This is a genomic window from Bacillus sp. LJBS06, assembly GCF_016924995.1.
Lineage (GTDB): Bacteria > Bacillota > Bacilli > Bacillales > Bacillaceae > Bacillus > Bacillus stercoris.
Window position 1 is genome coordinate 2,822,173 of the sequence record NZ_CP070483.1, and the last position, 23,130, is coordinate 2,845,302.

Genomic DNA, 23,130 nt, shown 5'->3' on the forward strand with positions numbered 1-23,130 from the left:
TGATTCACAATTGGCGAATAAAAAAAGCGATCCCTCAATCGGAATCGCTCTGGCATGTAAGCAGCCGAAAATTAAAGATGTTTGTTTACAAGCTCTTGAAGCGCTTCTTTCGGTTTGAAACCGACTGAAGTTTCAACTACTTCTCCGTCTTTTAAGATAAGAAGTGTCGGGATGCTCATAACGCCGTATTTTCCAGCTGTTTCTTGGTTTTCGTCTACATCGATTTTTACGATTTTCAGTTTATCTCCCATTTCTTGATCCAGTTCTTCAAGAACAGGTGCAATCATTTTACAAGGTCCGCACCAAGGAGCCCAGAAGTCTGCCAGTACGACGCCTTCGCTTGTTTCAGCTGAGAAAGATTGATCAGTTGCTTTTACGATAGCCATTATTGAATTCCTCCAATGTGAAATGATGATTTTTAGTATAGCATCTCCCATTCGTTCACGCTATCTTAATGCTTACAAATTATTTTTTCCTGATCATAACCGGTTTACTCATTTTTATCCGGGTTGAATGGGATGTGTCACTTTTATTAAAACACGAATCTGATAATGGCACCGATTACTACAATAGCCCCGATAATCATTAGAATAGTACGAAGCATGGGATAACATCTCCTCTTCACTGTCATGTACTTTACCATGCCCTTTTGATACTGTTTTAAAACATGAAAAAGCGCCGGCACAAAGCGCCGGCGCTCTCGCGATTACGAATCAGCACGCAGCGTAAGCAAGACGACTGACATTGGCGGGAGTTTTACTTTCAGTTTGTTTTTGCTGAGCGTGTATTGTCTGAACGCTTCCGGTTTGACGTGATGAGGATCGTCAAATGTGTTATGTGCATTCATTTTTTCTGCCGTAAGAATGACTCCGGAATGGTCCGCTTGCTTTTGCAGGCCTCTCAGCTCGATCTCAGCCTCTGCTTGGTTTTGGTGATCGATGTTGCAAATCGTGATATTGATATCGCCTCCAGCTTGTTTTGACGCTGAAATGCTGATTTGCGGGAGCGTTTCACCCTTCCATTCATAGTCGGCACACAATACCTCTGTATCTAAAAGAGAAGCATCCTGGTGCACCTTAAACATATCAAACACATGGTACGTCGGTGTCAAAAGCATCCGTTCTCCCTCAGTCAAAATCATCGCTTGAAGAACGTTTACTGTTTGAGCGATGTTGGTCATTTGCACCCGGCGGCAATGCTGATGGAAAATGTGAAAATGAGAAGCCGCCACCAGTGCATCACGTATGGTGTTTTGCTGATAAAGGAAACCTGGATTCGTGCCTGGCTCAGGATCAAACCACGTGCCCCATTCATCAATAATCAGCCCGACCCGCTGCTCCGGATCGTACCGGTCCATAATCGTGCCGTGTTTTTGAATCAATTCATCGATGTATTTGGCTTTTTTCATCGTAATGAACCATTCATCCTCCGTGAATTCTGTGGCTGATCCTTTGCCCTTCCAGAAATCACCCGGAATCGTGTAATAATGAAGACTCAACCCGTCCATCAGGCCAGCGGCTTTTTTCATAAGCACGTCCGTCCAGTTAAAATCATCGACATTTGCGCCGCCTGCAATTTTATAAATTTCATTCCCGCTGTAATTGCGGACATAAGTCTGAAAACGGCGGTACAGATCTGCGTAGTATTCGGGATGCATGTTGCCGCCGCAGCCCCAGTTTTCATTGCCTACGCCAAAATATTTCAGCTTCCAAGGCTCTTCTCTTCCATTTTGTTTTCTCCAGTCTGACATGGGCGTGCCTTCTTCAAATGTCATGTACTCAATCCATTCCGCCATTTCCTGAACGGTTCCGCTTCCGACATTGCCGCAAATATATGGCTCGCATTCAAGCAGCTCGCAAAGCATCATAAATTCATGCGTTCCGAATTCATTTGATTCAATTGTACCGCCCCAGTGAGTGTTAAGCATTGTTTTACGGTCACCGACACCGTTTGCCCAATGGTATTCGTCCGCAAAACACCCGCCCGGCCACCTGAGAACAGGAATATGCAGCTGTTTGAGCGCTTCCAGCACGTCCTTTCGTATTCCGTTGATATTGGGAATGTCTGAGTCCGTCCCGACCCATATCCCCTCATAAATCCCTCTTCCTAAATGCTCAGCAAAATGACCGTATATATTTTTGTTAATGGTTCCTTTTACGATATCTGTTTGAATCACAGCTTGATGTTCAGACATGCCTCTGATCATTCCTTTCATACGAATATGAAAAGCACCACAGTCAAATATGTGATCTGTCGTTTGCCTGAGGAGTCAGCATGAATGTAAGCGCTTTTAAAGTAACCATATTATATATGTTCGTACATGTCAACGATATTTTCTATCGTATTTATATTTGTACGTATGTATTTATAAATTTAAAAACCCGGACTTTAAAAGTCCGGGTTTTCTTTATGAGTGTATATTCAACTGTTTGAATTCCTCAGTTAATAACGGGACGACTTCAAATAAATCTCCGACAATGCCGTAATCGGCTATTTTAAAGATGTCGGCTTCAGGGTCTTTATTGATGGCGACGATCACCTTGCTGTTTGACATGCCGGCCAAATGCTGAATGGCGCCGGAAATGCCGCATGCAATGTACAAATCCGGGGTGACGACTTTCCCGGTCTGCCCGATTTGGAGAGCGTAATCGCAATAATCAGCGTCACATGCACCGCGAGAAGCCCCGACTGCGGCTCCCAGGACCTCAGCAAGCTCCTCCAGCGGCTGAAATCCTTCCTTGCTTTTGACTCCTCGGCCGCCCGCAACGATAATTTTCGCTTCAGAAAGATCAACACCGTCGGCTGTTTTTTTCACGACCTCTTGGATCACGGTACGGAGATCAGTTAGAGAAACATCAACGCTTTCGATGCTTCCCGACCTGCTTGTGTCTTTTTCTAAGGCTTGAATGTTATTAGGGCGAATCGTTGCAACAATCATCGGATCGGTGGAAATGACCCTTTCAAAAGCTTTCCCCGAGTAAATCGGGCGTGTGAACACAACATTCCCTCCGGTAACGCTTACATCAGTAGCATCAGAAATTAAGCCTGTTTGCAGCCGGGCAGCAAGCTTCGGCGAAAGGTCCTTCCCCATTGCCGTATGCCCGAATATGACTGAATCAGGCTTTTCTTGCACAATCACACCTCTCATGACCTGGCTGTATCCGTCTGCCGTGTATGATTTCAGCTTCGGATCCTCGGCTGTGAGAACTTTATCTGCTCCGTAGTGGATAAGTTCTTGTGCAATGCTTTGTACATTTTCGCCGATCAGAACACCGATAACTTCTCCATCGCCTGAAATGGTCCTTCCTGCAGCTATTGCTTCAAAGGTGACATTCCGCAATTCTCCGTCGCGTATTTCTCCGAGTACGATCACTTTTTTTCCCATTCTAACATCCCCCTGTTTCTTTGAATGTCCAAGCTTTAAATGACTTTAGCTTCGCTGCGGAGCAATGAGACAAGCTCTTTTGCCTGTTCGGCAGGCTCTCCCTGCAGAAGCTTCCCGGCTTCTTTTTTCGGCGGCAGAAAACGTTCAATGGTTTTCAGCTTTGGTTCGGCGTCCTCCTCGTCTAGGTCAAGATCATCAAGCTCAAGCTCTTCAAGCGGCTTTTTCTTAGCCTTCATAATTCCCGGAAGTGATGGATAGCGCGGCTCGTTTAAGCCCTGCTGAGCTGTGACAAGCAATGGGAGCGTCGTTTTGATTTTTTCAACATCCCCTTCGACATCCCTTTCTGCTTCTGCATCAGTTCCGTTGATGTCGAGTTTGGTGATCGTAGTGATACACGGAATGTCCAGGAGCTCGGCAAGCCTAGGCGCCACTTGTCCTGAGCCTCCGTCAATGGCAACATTTCCGCCGAGAATCAAGTCAAACTCCTGATCCTTCATATAATGGTATAAAACTTGAGAAATGGAATATTGGTCGGGTTCTTCGAGATCATCTTCTATGTTGATTAAAATGGCTTGGTCACATCCCATGGCAAGCGCAGTACGCAACTCTTTCTCCGCTTCTTCACCGCCGACCGTGACGGCGGTGATCGAACCGCCGTGCTTTTCCTTCAGTTGGATGGCTTCCTCTATTGCATACTCGTCGTATGGATTAATGATCCATTCCGCTCCGTCATCCTGAATCTTTCCTGCTTCAATGACGATTTTTTCCTCTGTATCAAACGTCCGTTTCATCAGTACAAATAGATTCATGATCATATCCCCTTTTATTCGCCTTTGAACTGAGGCTTTCTTTTTTCGAGAAATGCCTGGATGCCTTCCTTGGCGTCCTCTGACTCAAATGCTTCCCCAAATCGTTTTGCTTCAAGCTTTAAGCTTCCTTCGTAGGAATACACCTTGTTGGAATAAAGAAGCTCAAGCAAAGACGCAAGCGTTTGCGGGCTTTTCTCTGCAAACTTAGCGGCAAGTGCTTTTGCTTTTTCAAGCACTTCTGCCTCATCTTTTGCTCCAATTGAGACAAGTCCGAGATCAAGCGCTTCTTTTCCGGATATCGGTTCTCCTGAGCCGATGAGCTCTAGTGCCTTGGCTGTACCGACATATTTCGGAAGACGCTGTGTTCCTGCAAAACCCGGGATGATACCAAGGTTAAGCTCTGGGAGCCCCAGCTTAGCATCTTCTGCCGCGATTCTGATGTGACAGGCCATTGCAAGCTCCAGCCCGCCTCCGAGAGCAGCGCCGTGAATCGCTGCGATAATCGGTTTTGGAAAGCTTTCGATTCTCTCCATTAACTGCTGGCCGCGCTCAGCGAGCAATGAGGAATCCTCATTGCCTTTAAACGATGTGAATTCTTTAATATCAGCGCCGGCTGAGAAAAATCTTCCCTCGCCGTGAATGATAATGCTTCGTACGCCTGCATCTGTCTCACATTGATCAAGACAGGAAGACAGCTCTTCTAATATCTGGCTGGAAAGCGCGTTTGCCGGCGGATTGTGAATCGTCAAGATTGCCACAAATTGATCCACCGTAAGTGAAATTGCATTCATAGGACAGAACTCCTTTACTTATTGTGAATTCCGGATACCAATAATTCTAAAACGCTGTTTGAAAGCGCAACAAGATCGTACTTTTGGTCATTCATCACCCAAGTTGTCACGGTTTCGTCAATCGTTCCAAAAATCATCTGCCGGGCGAGGCGGACATCGAGGCCTTCTTTTATTTCGCCTGATTGTATACCTTCCGTCAAAATGCCATCTAAAATATTTAAGTAGCCTTTTAATATTTCGTTGATTTTCTGGCGCAGCTCCAAGTTGGATTGGCGTAGTTCAAGCTGAGTGACAATCGCGAGATTATGGTCACCTGCTAAAAGGGAAAAATGCTTTGAAATCACAAGCGCCAATTTTTCCTTCGCTGTTGTTTTTTCTTTAATGTCCTCTTCCATCCGCTCAATAAATTGGCCCATTTTTTCTTTGAAAAGAGAAATTAAAATATCTTCTTTGTTTTTAAAATAGAGATAGATGGTGCCGTCCGCTACTCCGGCTTGTTTGGCAATTTTGGATACCTGTGACTGGTGGTAGCCGTTTTCCGCAATGACTTCTACTGCTGCATCAATAATCTGCATATACTTTGGCCGTTTTTGCTTCAATGTTCATCGTTCCTTCCTATAGAAATGAATGACTATTCATTCATAATTTCATGATAAGAAGGATTTTCGGGTTTGTCAAGTTTATTCATAGGCGTTCTTTTTTATTTGATATGATGATTTTCCGCTTCTTCTTCAAGTAAACGCCTTCTTAAAATTTTTCCGACCGCCGTTTTCGGCAGCTCTTTTCTGAACTCATAGGCTTTGGGCACCTTGTATGGCGCCAGTCGGGATCTCGCAAAGGCGTCCAGTTCTTCTGCATCGGCATTTGCGCCTTTCTTTAATACGACAAATGCTTTTACTGTTTCTCCCCTGTAGGAGTCGGGCACACCTGCGACGACAATTTCCTGGACGGCTTCATGTTCATAAAGCGCTTCTTCTACTTCACGCGGGTAAATATTGTAACCTCCGGCAATGATGATATCCTTTTTCCTGTCAGCAATATAGAAAAAACCCTCTTCATCCATATAGCCCATGTCCCCGGTGAACAGCCAGCCATCTCTCAGAACAGCGGCGGTTTCCTCTGGTTTGTTCCAATATCCTTTCATGACCTGCGGACCTTTTACAATGATTTCTCCATGCTCATACGGAGCGGCAAGCTCACCCGTCTCTTCAGAATAGATCGCGGCGTCCGTACTCGGCCAAGGACAGCCGATACTGCCCGGCTTGTTTTTCCCCCAGATAAAGTTGGCGTGCGTCACTGGGGATGCCTCAGACAAACCATAGCCTTCCACAAGTTTTCCGCCAGTCACCTTTTCAAATTTCTGCTTTACCTCCACAGGGAGCGCGGCTGATCCGCTAAGACAGCTTTTAATGGATGACAAATCATAATGCTGCAATTCGGGGTGATGCAAAAGGCCAATGTAAATTGTCGGTGCCCCTGGAAATAGCGTCGGTCTGTGTTTGTCGATGATTTTAAGTGTTTCAAGCGGATCAAACTTAGGAAGAAGAATCATTTCGAAGCCTAGTTTAATCGAATAGTTCATGACTGCCGTCAGTCCGTAGACATGAAAAAACGGGACAATGCCCAGCACTTTTTCAGCGCCTTCCTTCACATCGAACATCCAAGCGGCGCACATTTCAGTATTGGCCAAAATATTTTGGTGCGTAAGCATGACCCCTTTGGGATCTCCGGTTGTTCCCCCGGTATACTGGAGGACAGCGATATCATGCTCAGGATCGATCTTCGGGATTGTCAGGAGTTCAGTTTTTTCCTGCTTCAAACTGGAAGCGAACGTGTGAATGTTAGCTGTTTTGTCAAAGTCGATATGAACTTTTTGTTTTTGTGTGAGCGGATAAAGAATATTTTTCGGAAAAGGCAAATAGTCTTTTACGCTGGTGATCAAAATCTGTTCGACTATTGATAACGTTTTCATTTTTATTGCCTTCGGGAAAAGCAAATCTAAGGTGATGATCACACTTACTGCAGCGTCTCTGAGCTGATATTCAAGCTCATGCTCGGTATAAAGCGGGTTCGTCTGCACCACGATGCCGCCAGCAAACAAGACACCATAATAAGAAATCACTGTTTGTGGGCAATTGGGCAGCATAACAGCCACTCTGTCTCCTTTTTGCAGGCCATTGTACTGCAAAAAAGCTGCGAGTTTAAGAGCATCCGTCAGAATGTCATGAAAGGTGAGTTTTTTTCCATAAAAAGATATTGCGGTTTTGTCAGGGAATCGTGCGGCGGAGTCTGTCAGGATGGATTGCAGGGTTTTATTCGGCAACGGAAGCTCATGCGGGATATCGTCGGGATACTCGGCAAGCCACGGCTTTTGAGACTGCATAAAACCTCCCCCTTTCGATTTTAGAGTTCCACCCTATCATTATAGCAGATGGACGGCAAAAAAAAGAAAAAGAAAGGTAAATCTTTCTTTTTCTCATCATACGAACAGATATATAAGACCAATTAACAAAAAGATTCCCGCCGCGGCGAGCAGTACTTTTGCAAGCTTTTCCATCTATTCTCCGTCCCCTTATATTCCGGCTGCCACCACAAATGAAAGCCCGACAGAAATGACAAATGAAATAAAGCCGACAGCCCGGTTATCATTTTCGATTTCCTTATCAATTTTAAACCGCGGAGTCAAAAACTCAAAAATAAAGTAGCTTAAAAGAAGCATAACAAATCCGTAAACGCCCCAGCCGATCATTTGCAGCAGCGAATTGTGCTGGGAGATGGAATGCTGGAATACGTTTGCGATTCCTAAAATTTTTCCGCCGGTTGCCATTGCCACCGCAAGATTTCCTTTTTGAATCTCTTCCCAGTTTTTATAAGCCGTCACCAGCTCAAACACAGTCAAAAAGAGGACGAGGCAGAGAACCGCGACACTGTAATACGCCGCGATTTCCACAAGCTCGTTTTCCCAAAAATCACTCATGGCCATACTCCCTTTTATTTTAGTTCAACAACCGTAACGCCTGATCCTCCCTCACCTGCTTCACCGAAACGGGAGCTTTTGACGCTGCGGTGGTTCTTCAGAAGATCCTGCACGCCTTTTCTTAAAGCGCCGGTTCCTTTTCCGTGGATGATTGACACTCTAGGATATCCGGCTAACACTGCATCGTCCAAATATTTTTCAACACGGCTGAGGGCATTTTCATAGCGTTCGCCGCGAAGATCAAGCTCAAGCGATACATGATAATCCTTTCCCTTGACCGCCGTAATGATTTTTTCTTTTTTTGGCTCCGGAGCTGATTTGATAAACTCCAGATCTTTTTCTTTTACTTTCATTTTTAATATGCCGATTTGTACATTCCATTCATTGCCGCCGGTTTTTTCAAGCAATGTCCCTTTTTGCCCGAAGGTGAGAACTTTCACCTCATCACCTGGCTTGAAGTCACGTTTTTGCGTTTTCGTTTTTTCCGGTTTTTTGGACTTTTCAAAGGTAGGAACTGCGCCTTCTAACCGTTTCTTCGCGTTGATCAGCTCGTGATCCTTGAAGGATTTATGTTCTTCTTTTATGGAGCGCAATTCGTGAATAATATCTTCGGCTTCTTTCATTGCCGCTTTTACTTTATCAGCCGCTTGCTGTTCAGCCTCCTCGAGCATTTTGTCTTTTTTGCTGTTAAGCTCGATGATTTGCTGCTGCAGCTCTTTGTGCAGTTTTTCCGCTTCTTTTCTGATCGATTCTGTCTCAGAAAGCTCTTCTTCCGCACGTCTTTTGCTTTGTTCCAGCGACGCAATCATTGTATCAACTTCGTTATGCTCAGCCGTCATTTCTGACTTCGCCTGCCCGATGATATGGTCTGGAAGTCCAAGGCGTTTTGAAATTTCGAAAGCGTTGCTTCGTCCCGGGACACCAATTAAAAGTTTATAGGTTGGTGACAGCGTTTCGATGTCAAATTCAACGCTCGCATTCATGACGCCTTCTCTGTTATAGCCGTACGCCTTCAATTCCGGATAATGCGTCGTAGCTAACACTCGTGCATTGGTGCGATGCACGTCATCCAGGATGCTCATGGCGAGGGCCGCCCCCTCCTGCGGATCTGTCCCTGCACCAAGTTCATCGAAAAGCACAAGGCTGTTTTCATTGACCTGTTCTAAAATGCCGACAATGTTCACCATATGGGATGAGAACGTACTTAAGCTTTGCTCAATCGACTGTTCATCACCGATATCAGCGAATACGTGCTCAAATACCGCCGCTTCTGACCCTTCATCTGCCGGGATATGAAGACCTGATTGTGCCATTAAGGTTAACAGGCCTAACGTTTTAAGGGTGACTGTTTTCCCCCCGGTGTTTGGCCCTGTAATGACAATGGTTGAAAAATCGCCGCCAAGCTCAATGTCATTGGCAACAACCTGATCAGGCGGAAGCAATGGATGGCGGGCTTTTTTTAAACGGATAAAGCCGGTGTCGTTCATCATCGGTTTTGTCGCTTTGACCGCTTTTGCATATCTTGCTTTTGCAAAAATAAAGTCAAGCCTCTGCAGCACTTGCAAATCTAGAAATAGCTCTTCTGTATGCTCTGCCGTTTTCTCTGTCAGCACACGCAAAATCCGTTCGATTTCTTGCTTTTCTTTCACTTTCGCCTGCTGAAGGGAATTGTTCATATCTACAATTGCCTGCGGTTCAATGAATAGTGTTGCGCCGGAGGACGAAGTATCGTGCACAATTCCGCCGTAGCTTGATCTGTACTCCTGTTTGACCGGGATTACAAAGCGGTCATTCCGAATCGTAACAATCGTATCAGACAGCATTTTTGAAGCGGAAGAGGAACGCAGCATTGACTCTAACCGGTCTCTGATTCTCGATTCGAGTGTTCTGAGCTGCGTGCGGATTCCTCTCAATTTTTCCGATGCATGATCAAGCACTTCTCCGTGATCATCGATGCAGGAATTAATGTCCCGTTCTAAATCGGACAGCGTGATAAGCTGTTCAGCGTGCTGATGGATCAGCGGAATGTCAACACCGTCTTCAGCCATTTGGGTGATAAAATGTTTCATCTGCTTAACTGCATAAAGCAAGCCTGAGATTTCAGTGAATTCTGAAGGGCTGAGAACGCTGCCGATTTCCGCTCGTCTTAATGCTCCTCTGATATCAACAAGACCGCCAAACGGCGCTCGGCCTCTCAGCCGGATAATGGCAGAAGCTTCGTCTACTTCATCCAGCTGTTTTTTGATTTCGTCTATAGAAGCAGAAGGCTTAAGCTGGAGAAGCATTTCTTTTCCGAGCGATGAAGCGGCATGCTCAATAACCTGTTCTTTCACTTTATGAAATTCAAGAGCTGATAATACTTTTTGCTGCACGATTGTGTGAGCCTCCTTACTTAATCGTTGCGCTTCAGGAATGCCTCTACGTCTTCAAGCGACCTGGCATTCAGAACGTTTTTCGTTTCCGTCCATCCTTTGCGCGCGGCAGTAACGCCAGTTTTCATATCGTCTAACATCTCAATGTTATGGGCATCAGTATTAATCACCAATGTAACCCCTTGTTCGTTTGCTTTCAGTAAATGCTCTGTGCGCAGATCGAGGCGCGCAGGGTTAGCGTTGAGTTCAAGCGCCGTATTTGTTTTTTTCGCAAGATCAATCAGCTTATCAATATCGATTTCATAACCGGCCCGTCTGCCGATCAGGCGTCCGGTCGGGTGTGCGATAATGTCAACATGTTTGTTTGTCAGTGCCGTCTCAAGCCGCTTCATAATCACGTGTTCCGGCTGATTAAAACTGGAATGAATCGATGCAATAACGATATCCATTTCCGCCAGCACATCGTCATCATAATCGAGCGTACCGTCAGGCAGGATATCCATCTCGACACCTTTTAAGATACGGAAGTTTTCGAACTCAGCATTCAGCGCGTCAATTTCTTTTGCCTGCTGTTTAAGTCTTTCTGCAGTAAGCCCGTTGGCGACCTTTAAATATTGTGAGTGATCGGTGACCGCCATGTATTGATAGCCTTTTTTGATGCATGCTTCAGCCATCTCTCTGATCGAAAACGCACCATCGCTCCACGTTGAGTGCATGTGGAGATCTCCCTTGATTTGCCCGGGCTCTATCAGCTCAATGCTATCGCTGTAGGTTTCCACTTCCTGCCCGCTTTCACGAATTTCCGGCGGAATCAGCGGCAGGCCGAAGTGCGCATAAAATTCACGTTCGCTCGGAAATGTTTTGATCTCACCGGTTTCAACTGTCTCAACGCCGTATTCACTGATCCGCTCGCCACGTTCTTTTGCGATTTGGCGCATCTTAATGTTGTGATCCTTTGATCCCGTAAAATGATGGAGTGTTGTCGGAAACTGCTCTTCCGTCACAAGACGGAAATCGACGCTCGTTTCATATTCAAAGGAAAGGATGACGGACACCTTCGTATCTCCGCTCGCGATCACGCTTTTGATGTTTGGCAGTGCAAGAAGCTGTTCCCTTACTTCAGCCGGCTGATCTGTAGCAATGATATAGTCCAAATCCTTCACCGTTTCCCGCGCTCTGCGAAGACTTCCGGCACGAGAAAATTTGATGATATGCGTAAATTGAGAAAGATGCTCCTCAATTTCCCGCGCGATCCGGAGGGCATATCCGATCGGGAACCGCTCAGGCTGCTTTCCGGCTTCTCCGAGCGCCTGTAATATTTTTTCTTCTGATTTTTTGCCAAAACCCGCAAGGCCTTGCACTTTTTGCTGTTCACAGGCTTCCTTCAGAGATTCTGCATCATGTACGCCGAGCTCTTTATACAGCTTTGCGATTTTTTTGCCGCCGAGCCCCGGCAGCTTCAATAAAGGCACGAGTCCTTCCGGCACTTCTTTCTGCAACGATTCGAGCGTGCTTGACTTTCCTTCATCTATATACTCCTTAATGACGCTGTACGTTCCTTTTCCAATGCCGGACAGCGACATCATATCGTCCATTTCTGATAAGCTTCGGTCGTCCTGTTCCAGGGCTGCCGCTGCTTTTCGGAATGCGGATACTTTAAACGGGTTGTCCCCCTTTAGTTCCATATAGACTGCGATGGTTTCAAGCAGCCGGATAATATCTTTTTTATGCATACAATAACCCCCAGACGTTCACATATGTTTCCATCATACTCGAAAAAAACTTCTCCGGACAAGAGAAGTTTTTTATGCCCCGTACTGTGTCCACAGCTCTTCTAAAAGCCCTGACAAGTACGGTGTATGGTTAATGATCACATTTGCGAGAGACGATTGCCCCATCATTTGCTGCAACGCATCTACCGGCAGAACGGATGCGACATACAACAGCACAAATGTAAATAAATAGACTTCTAGAAAACCGAGAACGGCGCCCAGCAACTGGTTGATTTGTTTGATCACCGGAATGCCGGCGACAATACTCAAGAACGAGCCGATGATTCTCAGTAAGATTTTAGCGATGATAAATAAAACGATAAACGCAATCGCATTATAATAGGCCGCTTCTAAATTTCCCGTAAAAAAAGAAAGAGCCGGCTGTCCCGCTGAAAAGTCGGGTGCGGGAATCCACTTTAAATGCGGCGCCACATTTTTATAGAATAAAGCCGCAAAGGCGATCGATAAAATAAAGCTCGTCAAGCGGATAAACTGCAGGATAAAACCGCGTTTTAACCCCAGTAAAGTCCCCATCAGGAGCAAGATTAAGATGATGATATCCAGCATAGTTGTTCAATCCTTTTCTTTAAGCTGACGCTCCAGTTTTTCACATTTCTCTTGTAACTTAACATAATCGTGCACCACATTTACCGCTGTCAGCACTGCAAGTTTATTTATATCAAGGTATGGATTTTTTTCATTGATTTCTCTCATTTTATCATCAACAATTCCGGCGACATACCTCATATGGGCTCTGCTTTCTTCACCGACAATCGTGAAGTGCTGGCCGTAAATGTCAACGGTTGTTTTTGTTTTTTTGCCGTCAGACAACGTTTCTCCTCCATTCCGCGAGAATCCTAGTTCTTATCATAACACGTTTATTAAATGAATGGAAAGACGAGCCTCCCGCTGTTATGATACACTGGTATATACAGTGAAAAGTGTAAAAAAAGGAGATTATTACGTGTCCCATTCAGTGATAAAAGTATCGTTGTCTGCTATTGACCAAATGAAAATGACGTACAGCGGTTCGCTTACCGCCTCTGTTCCGCAGGGAGCCGTTTTTCAGGCGAAACCGCCCGGCTGTACCATTACAGCATATCAATCAGGCAAGGTCCTGTTTCAAGGCAAAAACGCAGCGGCAGAATCCGCGCGCTGGGGAACAGCTGAGCCTCAGGAAAAGAAGAAACCGGTTAAAAAGCCGGCTGATCCACGTTATGCCCCTCCGGCGGATATCGCCGGCATGTCTGTTATCGGCTCTGACGAAGTCGGAACCGGGGATTACTTTGGTCCAATGACGGTTGTATGCGCGTACGTCGACAAAACCATGCTCCCTTTAATGAAGGAACTCGGTGTGAAGGATTCTAAGGATTTAAAGGATCCACAGATCATTGAGATTGCCCGAAATCTGATTAAAACCATTCCGTACAGCCTGCTGGTGTTAAAGAATGAAAAGTATAACAACATGCAGGAAAAAGGCATGAGCCAAGGAAAAATGAAAGCATTGCTGCACAATCAGGCGATCACCCATTTATTAAGAAAATTGGATGGAGTAAAGCCTGAGGCCATTTTGATTGACCAATTCGCTGAGCCAGGCGTCTACTTCAATCATTTAAAGGGCAGAGACATTGTGAAGGAGCGGACCTATTTTAGCACAAAAGCTGAAGGTATTCACCTGGCTGTCGCCGCTGCTTCAATCATTGCAAGATATTCATTTTTAATGGAAATGGATAAACTGTCACGCGAGGCAGGAATGACGCTTCCGAAAGGAGCCGGTCCGCACGTCGATGAAGCGGCCGCCAAGCTGATCCTCAAAAAAGGGGCATCCGCACTCAGAGCCTTTACAAAACTCCATTTCGCCAATACGCAAAAAGCGCAGCGTCTTGCTGATAAAAAACGTTCATAGAAAAAAGCTTGCAGATTTCTCTGCAAGCTTTTTTCACCTTTCAGCGTGATTGAAAATCCTTGAAGTCTAGGAAAGACGAGCATTGGAGCACAGCGAATGTTCTAATTCGTGAGCACCAACGCGCAGACTTGACAACGAATGCAAGGATTTGCCAAGACGCTGAGCTTGCAGATTTCTCTGCACGCTTTTTTATCAGCCTCTTAAAACAGCTTGATATGTGTCTTCTAACGCCTTCAGCACTTTACTGTGCGCTTTTGTCACTGCTTCTTCAGTCAGTGTTTGTTCAGGGTTAACATACTGGAGTGAGAAAGCGACTGACTTCTTGCCTTCCTCCATATGCTCTCCTTCGTATACGTCAAATACGGTTACCTCTTTCAGAAGCTTGCCGCCGGCCTCTTTAATGACGCTCTCGAGCTGGCCGCTTGTGACGGTTTTATCTGTTACAAGAGCGATATCACGTGTCACAGACGGATATTTCGGAATCGCCGTGTAAACAAGCGGTGCTGTTTCTGCTGCAAGTAACGCATGAAGATCAATCTCAAATACGTATGTTTCCTTTATATCCAGTTCTTTTTCCAATGAAGGGTGGACTTGGCCGATGAAGCCGATCAGAGAGCCATTCAGTAAAATGTTCGCTGTTCTGCCCGGGTGCAGCTGTTTGCGTTCAGACTGTACAAATTCAATGCTGTCTAGGACGTTGAGTTTGTCTAACAGCCCTTCGACAATACCTTTGACAACAAAGAAATCAACTGGTTTCTTCTCACCCTGCCATAGCTGCTTGCGCCATAATCCGGTAACAGCTCCTGCCACACGTTCTGTTTCAACAGGTTTTGTGTCCTCTTCCTTCGTCAGGAAAACGGAGCCGACTTCGTACAGTGCAACTGAGTCAGTCTGTCTCGCGAGGTTGTAAGAAACAGAATCAAGCAGATTCGGAACAAGACTGTGTCTGAGAATGCTTCTTTCTTCACTCATAGGAAGCGCAAGCACAGTGTTCAGTGATTTTTCAATCGCAAACGCTGCCGCTTTCTTCTCATTTGTCAATGAGTAAGTGATGGCTTGGGATAAGCCTGCGCCTTCAAGGAAACGTCTGACTTTACGGCGTTTTGCCTGATATGGCGTTAATCCGCCTGTTGTTCCCGCTGTCTCAGGAAGCGTAGACGGAATGTTATCGTAGCCGTACAGTCTTGCCGCTTCTTCGATTAAATCCTCTTCTATTGTAATGTCACCGCGGCGTGATGGGACGGTCACAACGAGAAGATCATCCGCTTCACCAACCGTAAAACCAAGACGTTTATAAATGCTGATCAGTTCTTCCTTGCTGATCGTCATGCCTAGAACGCTGCTCACTCTGTCAGCAGACACGTGAATGTTATTTGCTTCGATTGTCAGGTGATCTTCCTCAACCGTTCCAGCAAGCACCTCACCGCCGGCATACAGATGGATCAGCTGTGCAGCCCGTTCTGCTGCGAGACGCACGCGCGCAGGATCAATTCCTTTTTCAAACCTTACGCTTGATTCACTTCTCAAACCAAGGTCCTTGGAAGCCTTGCGAACCGTCTGCCCGTTGAAATAAGCAGCCTCAAGCAAAATCGTTTTCGTATCTTCCTGAACCTCTGACTCTGCTCCTCCCATGACACCGGCAACGGCCTGCGCTTTCGTTCCGTTTGTAATGACAAGGTGATCGGCAGACAGCTTACGTTCTTGATCATCAAGAGTGACGATCATTTCATTCTCAGCTGCTTTTCTTACTACGACTTCCTTAGAGCCAAATCTGTCATAATCAAACGCGTGAAGCGGCTGTCCGTATTCCAACAGGACAAAGTTTGTGATGTCAACAACGTTGTTGTGCGGACGAATGCCTGCATTCATCAGCTTTGTTTGCATCCAAAGCGGTGACGGAGCAATCGTGACATTTTTAATGATTTTTGCAGCATACAGCGGGTTCGCTTCTTGATCTTCGATTTTGACAGCAATGTAATCAGACGCTTGTTCTGAAACAGCCGGGTAATCCGTTTGCGGAAGCTTTACCTCAGTGTCTAAAATCGCCGCAACCTCGTAAGCAACACCAAGCATGTTCATGGCATCCGCGCGGTTTGGTGTTAAGCCAAGCTCAAGAATCGCGTCGTCAAGCTGTAAAGCCGCTAAAGCATCGCTTCCTGTTTCAGCGTCATTCGGGAATACGAAAATGCCTTCCGCATACTCCTTCGCCACAAGTTTGCTTTCAATCCCAAGCTCCTGTAAAGAACAGATCATGCCGTTTGATTCTTCACCGCGAAGCTTGGCTTTTTTGATTTTGAAATTGCCCGGCAGCACCGCTCCGACTGTTGCAACTGCGACTTTTTGTCCCTTATCCACATTCGGCGCGCCGCAAATGATTTGTACAGGGGCTTCCGCTCCGATATCCACAAGGCACTTATTCAGCTTATCAGCATTCGGGTGCTGCTCGCGCTCCAGCACATGGCCGATGACAACGCCTTTGATTCCTTCTCCTTTGTATTCAATTCCTTCAACCTCAATACCGGCTCTTGTAATTTTTTCAGCAAGAACAGCCGGGTCCATGCCTTTTAAATCAACATAATCCTCTAACCATTTATAAGAAACAAACATCCTTGCATCCTCCTCTTACGCCTGTTTAAACTGCGAAATAAATCTGACATCGTTTGTATAGAAGTGGCGGATATCATCAATGCCGTATTTCAGCATCGCGATGCGCTCAACACCCATTCCGAATGCGAAGCCCTGATATTCCTTCGGGTCAAAGCCAGCCATTTTAAGCACATTCGGGTGAACCATGCCGGCGCCGAGGATTTCGATCCAGCCTGTTCCTTTACATACTGAGCAGCCGTTTCCACCGCATTTAAAGCATGTCACATCCACTTCTACTGAAGGCTCAGTAAACGGGAAGAAGCTTGGGCGGAGTCTGATTTCGCGGTCTTGCCCGAACATTTTTTTCGCAACGAGTTCAAGCGTTCCTTTTAAATCACTCATGCTGATGTTTTTGTCAACGACAAGCCCTTCAATTTGCATAAATTGATGAGAGTGCGTCGCGTCATCGTTATCACGGCGATAAACTTTTCCCGGGCAAATGATTTTAACAGGCCCTTTGCCTTCATGCTTTTCCATCGTCCGTGTTTGGACAGGAGAAGTTTGCGTTCTCATCAAAGTTTCCTCTGTGATGTAAAAGCTGTCCTGCATATCGCGCGCAGGGTGTTCTTTTGGCAGGTTGAGCGATTCGAAATTGTAGTAATCCGTTTCAACCTCTGGCCCTTCCTCGACTGTGTAGCCCATCCCGATAAATAAATCTTCAATTTCTTCAATGACAACAGTGAGCGGATGGCGGCCGCCGACTGCAACAGGATTCCCAGGCAGCGTGACGTCAATTGTCTGTCCCGCAAGCTTCTGCTTCATTTCCTCTTCTTCAAGCTTCTCGTTTTTGTCAGCAATCGCATTAGCGATACGCTCTCTTACTTCGTTCGCGAGCGCCCCCATTTTTGGACGTTCTTCAGCAGAAAGCTTGCCCATTCCGCGCAGCACTTCTGTAATCGGCCCTTTTTTTCCGAGATATTGCACCCGAATATCATTGACAACCTTTAATGAGCTTGCTGCTTCTACTTGTTCTATGGCTTCTTGTTCCAGCTGTTTTAGCTTTTCTTCCATTTTGCATCCTCCTTTTATGTAAACAAACCGTCATATGTCTTTGGAAAATAAAAAAAACCCGTCCCTATACAAGGGACGAGTTGTGGCCGCGGTACCACCCTTATTTCAGACAGACTGATGCTGTCGTCAGCTTCATTGACATAACGGAATCAGATTCCGGTTCACCTTTACGCGCAGTGTGGCGCGGTCCCGGCGACAACTCAAGAGGTGAAGCCAACTTCCGGCTGCGTTAAAAATGCTCTCAGTCAGCGGCATTTTCTCCCTGGAAAGCAGTTGATCAGAAATTGAGGTCCTCTGTCACGGTTTTTGAAATATTATGTTCTATTATAGAGAAATCCAACGCTTGACGCAACACTATCCTCGCAAGTGATACACGAGGATGGCAGCCGCAACTGCAACGTTTAGTGATTCAGCCTGTCCGTAAAGCGGCACGTACAGGTTCAAATCCGTTTTTTCCAGCAATGCAGCATCCACCCCTGCGCCTTCATTTCCTACAATGAGCGCAAAGGATTCAGACTGAGGGATCTCCCGGTAAGGCGCTCCGTTTTGCAGCGCCGTGCCGTACACTTTTACGCCCTCTGCCTTCAATTCGTCCACATATGACTGCAGGTTTTTTCTCACAACAGGAATATGAAAGTGAGATCCTTGCGCAGACCGCAGTGTTTTTCCGTTAAAGGCGTCGGCCGTGCCGTCACCGAGTACAACTGCATCCAAACCGGCCGCATCAGCCGTTCGAATCATTGTGCCTAGGTTTCCCGGATCTTGAACGGCATCAATCAGCAGCATCTTACGTGCCGTTGCCAGCTGTTCTTCAGGCATATGGCATACGGCGGCAATCTGCTGCGGCGTTTCGGTTTCAGTCACAGCTGAAAACGCATCTTCGCTCAGCACATAGCACTGGATACCCGCCTCAAGATCTGAAGGAATCTTTGTTTCATCCTTTACAAGAATTTCTTTCACCGTACCCGGGCTTTTCAGCGCCTCTTCAACGAGGTGTTCTCCCTCTATCAGAAATGTATTTGTTTTTGTTCGTTCTTTTTTTGTGTGAAGCTTTTTCCAATCCTTCACTTTTTGGTTTTTTGCTGATTCTATATGTTTCACTGTCTGTGTGGCGCTCCTTTTTTTAACATGATGTTATTATATCGCAAGAACAGCACATAATAAACCAGGTGCAGGGTTAGAATATACGTATTACATTTTAGGAAAAGGAGCGTTTTACATGGATCTTAATTTACGTCATGCCGTCATTGCCAACGTAACCGGCAATAATCAGGAACAGCTTGAGCATACAATTGTAGATGCGATTCAAAGCGGTGAAGAAAAAATGCTTCCAGGGCTCGGCGTTTTATTTGAAGTCATTTGGCAGCACGCATCCGAAAGTGAGAAAAACGAAATGCTGAAAACGCTTGAAGGCGGATTAAAACCTGCCCAATAAGACATGAAACCGGGTGACTGCGCCCGGTTTTTTTCTTATATAATAAAAACATGATGAGGGGGAACGCCATGTTTTTACAGCCATTATTAGCGAAAAAAATTATTGCTGAAGTCAAAAAAATGTACGAACGTGAGGTCATTATCGTAAACACGGATGGCCTTATTATGGCGAGCACAAACGATGAGCGGGTCGGACAATTTCATGAAGGAGCGCTTCTCTGCGCAAAAGAAAAACGCAGCGTCATTATTACAAAGGAAGATGAAAAAAGGTTAAAAGGAGTAAAGGCGGGCATTAACCTCCCTGTATTTTCTGATCATGATGTGATTGCTGTCTTCGGGCTGACAGGTGAGCCCGCTGAGATCCAGCCTTACGGAGAACTGCTTCGAAAAATGACAGAGCTGTTCATTAAGGAATCATGGCATTTAGAGCAGTCCCAGTGGCGTGAAAGAATGCTGGAATCTTTCATGATCGATTGGCTCCAATTAAAAGAGTGGTCTTCGGGTTTTCTTGAGAAAGCTCAGCTTCTTGGTGTTGACCTTGCCTCCCGGCGTCAAATGATTCTGATTCAGGGGTATGAGTGGTCACCTCATGATATTGAGCAAATGGCACGTATTTGGAAATCCTCGTACCCTGCGGATTTGTTCATCAGGTGGGGAAATGAACGGATTTTGATTAATCACGAAGTGCCACAGCATGAACAAAGAGATCGGCTTTTACGGCAGATCCTTCACATTTGTTCGTTTGCCAATACCGCAAACAGCCAATTGGCAGCAGCTGGCGCTGGAAGGACTGTCGCAAGCTCCAGCCTGACAGATTCATACGAGCAAGCGGAAAAAGCGCTGGCTGTCAGCCTTAAGCGAAAAACGCCCATATTCGAAGAGGATCTGAAGCTTGATATGTGTCTGACGGAAATCAGCCCAGGGACCAGAAACGAATTTCCGCAAAGAGTATTCAGAGAGACGCTTCGGCATCAGGAACTAATGAGAACGATACGGACCTTCTTTCTACATGATTTGTCTTTGAAACAAACCGCTGAAGATATGCATATTCATATCAATACATTACGTTATCGTCTGGATAAGGCTGAACAGCTGACCGGTTTGCACTTTGACCGCATCGAGGACATCGTCACGATGTACGTCGCACTCTATTTTTTAGATCAAGATACAAAATAGAAAGAGTTTTAGTTTCATTTTTTGTATGTTTCTCCATGGAAAGCTTTTCTTTTTTTCTTTTACAATAGATTGAAAGCGTTTTTCAACAGGGGGATTGGTGAAATGATCACAAAGGATGTAAAAGGACAGCTGATTCAAATCGTCGGACCCGAAAACTTTGATGACTCAAAAGCCGGCCGGCTCGTTTATTCTTATGATGCGACGCCGCAGTTTCAATCTATGCCTGATGCCGTGATTGCGCCCAGGAATACAGATGAAGTTTCACAAATTTTAACGATTTGCAGAGAACATCGCGTGCCGATCGTTCCGAGAGGATCAGGGACAAACCTTTGCGGCGGCACGTGCCCGACTGAAGGCGGCCTTGTGCTTCTCTTTAAGCACATGAACAAGATTCTTGAGATTGATGAAGAAAATTTAACTGCCACAGTTCAGCCGGGCGTCATTACGTTGGATATGATCCGCGCGGTTGAAAGCAAAGGTTTATTTTATCCGCCCGATCCGAGTTCTATGAAAATATCAACCATCGGCGGAAACATCAATGAAAATTCCGGCGGGCTCCGCGGATTAAAATATGGCGTCACCCGCGACTATGTGATTGGTCTGGAGGTTGTGCTCGCAAATGGAGACATCATCCGCACCGGAGGAAAACTCGCGAAGGATGTGGCCGGATACGATCTGACGCGTCTTTTTGTCGGCTCAGAAGGAACACTCGGCATTGTGACAGAAGCCATCGTCAAACTTGTTCCAAAACCGGAAACCAAGAAGACGCTGCTCGCCCTTTATGAAAACATCGATGCCGCTGCTCAAACGGTATCGGACATTATTGCCGCGAAAATGATACCCGCAACACTTGAATTTCTCGACCAGCCTACACTATTGGTAATTGAGGATTATGCCAAAATCGGACTTCCGACAAGCGCAAAAGCAGTTCTGTTAATTGAACAAGACGGACCGCTTGAAACCGTTGAACGGGATATGGAAAAGATTGAGGCGATCTGCAAAAAAGGCGACGCCGTTTCCGTTCAGACCGCACAAACGGAGGAGGAGGCATTCGCCCTGACTGAAGCTCGGCGCTCCGCCCTTTCTGCCCTTGCACGCCTCAAGCCGACGACGATTTTAGAGGATGCGACTGTTCCTCGCTCAGAAATCGCCAATATGGTCAAAGCGATTAATCATATTGCTGCTAAATACGATATTTCCATTTGCACCTTCGGCCATGCAGGAGACGGGAACCTCCATCCGACATGCACGACAGATATACGCAATGAAGATGAGATGGAGCGTGTCGAACAGGCTTTTGCCGAGATTTTTGAGAAAGCGATTGAACTTGGCGGCACGATAACCGGAGAGCACGGAGTCGGGGCCATGAAAGCGCCTTACTTGGAGATGAAGCTAAAAAAAGAAGGCATTGATGCGATGAAAGCGTTGAAAGCGGCATTTGATCCCCAGAACATATTAAATCCCGGCAAAGTGTTTGCAAAAGATGCCAGAAAACGTGTGGTGGCACAAAGATGACAACAGAAAAAGAAATGAAACAGATCCAAAATGAATTTAAAGAGCGTATGGATGAAGGTGAGTTATTAAATTGTATGCGCTGCGGATTTTGTCTTCCTTCCTGTCCGACCTATATCGAATCAGGGTTTCAGGAAACACACTCCCCGCGCGGGCGTATCGCCTTAATGAAAGCCGTGGCGGACGGTATGATTGAACCGGATGATGATGTCGAACGTTCGCTGTCACTTTGCCTCGGCTGCCGAGCCTGTGAACCCGTATGCCCATCCGGCGTGAAATACGGTCAGCTGCTGGAGGAAGCCAGAGATATTATCCACCAAAATAAAAAACACTCGCTTGGCGCACGTGTCATGCGAAAGACGGCTTTTCACGAGCTGTTTCCGCACCAAAACCGCATGCGCTCAGCTGTAAGCCTTATCGGTTTGTATCAGCGGTCAGGACTGCAAACCGCTGTGCGAAAAACCGGTATGCTTCGGGTCCTGCCTGAGCATTTGCGGACGATGGAAGCTGTTCTTCCTGATGTTCCAAAAAGCAAAGAAATGAACAATCGGCCGCATTTCCTGCCGTCCATTGGCCCCATGAAAAAACGGGTCGCCTTTTTTTCGGGCTGCTTAATGGATACGATGTTTTTACCGACTAACAATGCCACATTGAAGCTGCTGCAGCTGGCAGGCTGCGACATTGTCATCCCGCCTGAACAGGCTTGCTGCGGGGCACTGCATGGGCATAGCGGTGAAAAAAACGCAGGGAAAGAGCTCGCGAAACAAAATATTGCTGCTTTCGAAGCGTTAGACGTGGATGCTGTCATCACAAACGCAGGAGGATGCGGAGCCTTTCTTACTGAATATGATCATTTGCTGAAGGATGAACCGGAGTGGTCGGAGCGCGCCGCCGCTTTTGTTCAAAAGCTGAAGGATTTTTCTTCTGTTTTGGTTGAACTGGATTTCCATCAAATGGACTTAGCGCTCAGGACGCCCCAGGTCGTTACCTATCAAGATTCATGCCACCTAAGAAATGTAATGCATACGTCGCTTGAGCCCCGCCAGCTGCTCCAGAGCATCAAAGGGGCTGAATTCAGAGAAATGGAGAAAGCAGACAGCTGTTGCGGATCAGCGGGAATTTACAACATCGTCGAAGCTGAAATGTCTATGAAAATACTGGACAGTAAAATGGCTGCCGTCAAAGCAACCGACGCGATCCTCATTGTAACAGCAAACCCGGGCTGCCTGCTGCAGATGAAGCTCGGGATTGAACGCGAAGGACTAAGCGGTAAAGTCAGAGCCGTTCACCTGGCTGATTTGCTATTAGAAGCAACCGGGCACAAAACAACATGAGAAAG

Annotated in this window: 20 protein-coding genes and 1 pseudogene; 6 read left to right on the top strand and 15 right to left on the bottom strand. The window is 46.2% G+C overall.

Annotated elements, in window-relative coordinates; genetic code table 11:
* Window positions 1–71: 71 nt before the first annotated feature.
* The 12 genes from trxA to zapA all read right to left on the bottom strand — a co-directional run bounded on the left by trxA (window position 72) and on the right by zapA (window position 12,937).
* Complete coding sequence (trxA, locus tag JQX68_RS14385) at window positions 72–386, bottom strand: thioredoxin (protein WP_014664890.1); 315 nt, start codon at window positions 384–386, stop codon at window positions 72–74.
* Window positions 387–706: 320 nt separating this feature from the next.
* Window positions 707–2,194, bottom strand: a complete 1,488-nt coding sequence (abfB, locus tag JQX68_RS14390; protein WP_147772330.1) for an alpha-L-arabinofuranosidase AbfB — start codon at window positions 2,192–2,194, stop codon at window positions 707–709.
* Between the two features lie 213 nt (window positions 2,195–2,407).
* Complete coding sequence (gene etfA / locus JQX68_RS14395) at window positions 2,408–3,385, bottom strand: electron transfer flavoprotein subunit alpha (protein WP_134975972.1); 978 nt, start codon at window positions 3,383–3,385, stop codon at window positions 2,408–2,410.
* A gap of 35 nt (window positions 3,386–3,420) precedes the next feature.
* The gene (gene etfB, locus JQX68_RS14400; protein ID WP_147772331.1) at window positions 3,421–4,194 is read right to left on the bottom strand and encodes an electron transfer flavoprotein subunit beta; all 774 of its coding nucleotides are present in this window, start codon (window positions 4,192–4,194) and stop codon (window positions 3,421–3,423) included.
* A gap of 14 nt (window positions 4,195–4,208) precedes the next feature.
* Window positions 4,209–4,985: an enoyl-CoA hydratase gene (locus tag JQX68_RS14405; RefSeq protein WP_014664894.1), complete on the bottom strand. Its 777-nt coding sequence runs from the start codon at window positions 4,983–4,985 to the stop codon at window positions 4,209–4,211.
* A gap of 14 nt (window positions 4,986–4,999) precedes the next feature.
* Window positions 5,000–5,584, bottom strand: coding sequence for a fatty acid metabolism transcriptional regulator FadR (fadR, locus tag JQX68_RS14410; RefSeq protein WP_040082234.1), 585 nt, complete (start codon window positions 5,582–5,584; stop codon window positions 5,000–5,002).
* Between the two features lie 101 nt (window positions 5,585–5,685).
* Window positions 5,686–7,368, bottom strand: coding sequence for a long-chain-fatty-acid--CoA ligase LcfA (gene lcfA / locus JQX68_RS14415; protein ID WP_147772332.1), 1,683 nt, complete (start codon window positions 7,366–7,368; stop codon window positions 5,686–5,688).
* A gap of 189 nt (window positions 7,369–7,557) precedes the next feature.
* Window positions 7,558–7,962 carry a DUF350 domain-containing protein gene (locus tag JQX68_RS14420; protein ID WP_003222485.1) on the bottom strand — a complete coding sequence of 135 codons (405 nt, stop codon included), beginning with the start codon at window positions 7,960–7,962 and terminating at the stop codon, window positions 7,558–7,560.
* Between the two features lie 14 nt (window positions 7,963–7,976).
* Window positions 7,977–10,334, bottom strand: a complete 2,358-nt coding sequence (locus JQX68_RS14425) for an endonuclease MutS2 (protein WP_040082230.1) — start codon at window positions 10,332–10,334, stop codon at window positions 7,977–7,979.
* Between the two features lie 20 nt (window positions 10,335–10,354).
* Window positions 10,355–12,067, bottom strand: a complete 1,713-nt coding sequence (polX, locus tag JQX68_RS14430) for a DNA polymerase/3'-5' exonuclease PolX (RefSeq protein ID WP_147772333.1) — start codon at window positions 12,065–12,067, stop codon at window positions 10,355–10,357.
* A 72-nt stretch (window positions 12,068–12,139) separates the two neighbouring features.
* The gene (locus JQX68_RS14435) at window positions 12,140–12,673 is read right to left on the bottom strand and encodes a CvpA family protein (RefSeq protein WP_014664899.1); all 534 of its coding nucleotides are present in this window, start codon (window positions 12,671–12,673) and stop codon (window positions 12,140–12,142) included.
* Between the two features lie 6 nt (window positions 12,674–12,679).
* Window positions 12,680–12,937, bottom strand: coding sequence for a cell division protein ZapA (zapA, locus tag JQX68_RS14440; RefSeq protein WP_003229534.1), 258 nt, complete (start codon window positions 12,935–12,937; stop codon window positions 12,680–12,682).
* A gap of 133 nt (window positions 12,938–13,070) precedes the next feature.
* On the opposite strand from zapA, the gene rnhC reads away from it, so the two are divergent.
* Complete coding sequence (gene rnhC, locus JQX68_RS14445; protein WP_147772334.1) at window positions 13,071–14,012, top strand: ribonuclease HIII; 942 nt, start codon at window positions 13,071–13,073, stop codon at window positions 14,010–14,012.
* A gap of 192 nt (window positions 14,013–14,204) precedes the next feature.
* Here the strand turns inward: rnhC and pheT are convergent, their stop codons facing one another.
* Window positions 14,205–16,619, bottom strand: coding sequence for a phenylalanine--tRNA ligase subunit beta (gene pheT / locus JQX68_RS14450; RefSeq protein ID WP_147772335.1), 2,415 nt, complete (start codon window positions 16,617–16,619; stop codon window positions 14,205–14,207).
* A 15-nt stretch (window positions 16,620–16,634) separates the two neighbouring features.
* Window positions 16,635–17,669 (bottom strand): phenylalanine--tRNA ligase subunit alpha, encoded by a 1,035-nt coding sequence (pheS, locus tag JQX68_RS14455; RefSeq protein WP_071581560.1) that lies wholly within the window; start codon window positions 17,667–17,669, stop codon window positions 16,635–16,637.
* 80 nt (window positions 17,670–17,749) lie between these two features.
* On the opposite strand from pheS, the pseudogene JQX68_RS14460 reads away from it, so the two are divergent.
* Window positions 17,750–17,957 (top strand): annotated as a pseudogene (locus tag JQX68_RS14460) (hypothetical protein).
* Between the two features lie 66 nt (window positions 17,958–18,023).
* Here JQX68_RS14460 and JQX68_RS14465 read toward each other — a convergent pair.
* Window positions 18,024–18,770 carry a TrmH family RNA methyltransferase gene (locus JQX68_RS14465; protein ID WP_014664902.1) on the bottom strand — a complete coding sequence of 249 codons (747 nt, stop codon included), beginning with the start codon at window positions 18,768–18,770 and terminating at the stop codon, window positions 18,024–18,026.
* 118 nt (window positions 18,771–18,888) lie between these two features.
* Here JQX68_RS14465 and sspI point away from each other — a divergent pair, with 118 nt between their 5' ends.
* The 4 genes from sspI (at window position 18,889) to JQX68_RS14485 (ending at window position 23,125) form a co-directional block, all read left to right on the top strand.
* The gene (gene sspI, locus JQX68_RS14470) at window positions 18,889–19,104 is read left to right on the top strand and encodes a small acid-soluble spore protein SspI (RefSeq protein ID WP_003222464.1); all 216 of its coding nucleotides are present in this window, start codon (window positions 18,889–18,891) and stop codon (window positions 19,102–19,104) included.
* A 68-nt stretch (window positions 19,105–19,172) separates the two neighbouring features.
* On the top strand, window positions 19,173–20,279 hold the full coding sequence (locus JQX68_RS14475) for a CdaR family transcriptional regulator (RefSeq protein ID WP_147772336.1): 1,107 nt from the start codon (window positions 19,173–19,175) through the stop codon (window positions 20,277–20,279).
* A 102-nt stretch (window positions 20,280–20,381) separates the two neighbouring features.
* Window positions 20,382–21,794 (top strand): glycolate oxidase subunit GlcD, encoded by a 1,413-nt coding sequence (gene glcD / locus JQX68_RS14480; RefSeq protein WP_147772337.1) that lies wholly within the window; start codon window positions 20,382–20,384, stop codon window positions 21,792–21,794.
* The gene (locus JQX68_RS14485; protein WP_147772338.1) at window positions 21,791–23,125 is read left to right on the top strand and encodes a (Fe-S)-binding protein; all 1,335 of its coding nucleotides are present in this window, start codon (window positions 21,791–21,793) and stop codon (window positions 23,123–23,125) included. Before glcD ends, JQX68_RS14485 begins: the two co-directional genes overlap by 4 nt.
* Window positions 23,126–23,130: the final 5 nt, after the last annotated feature.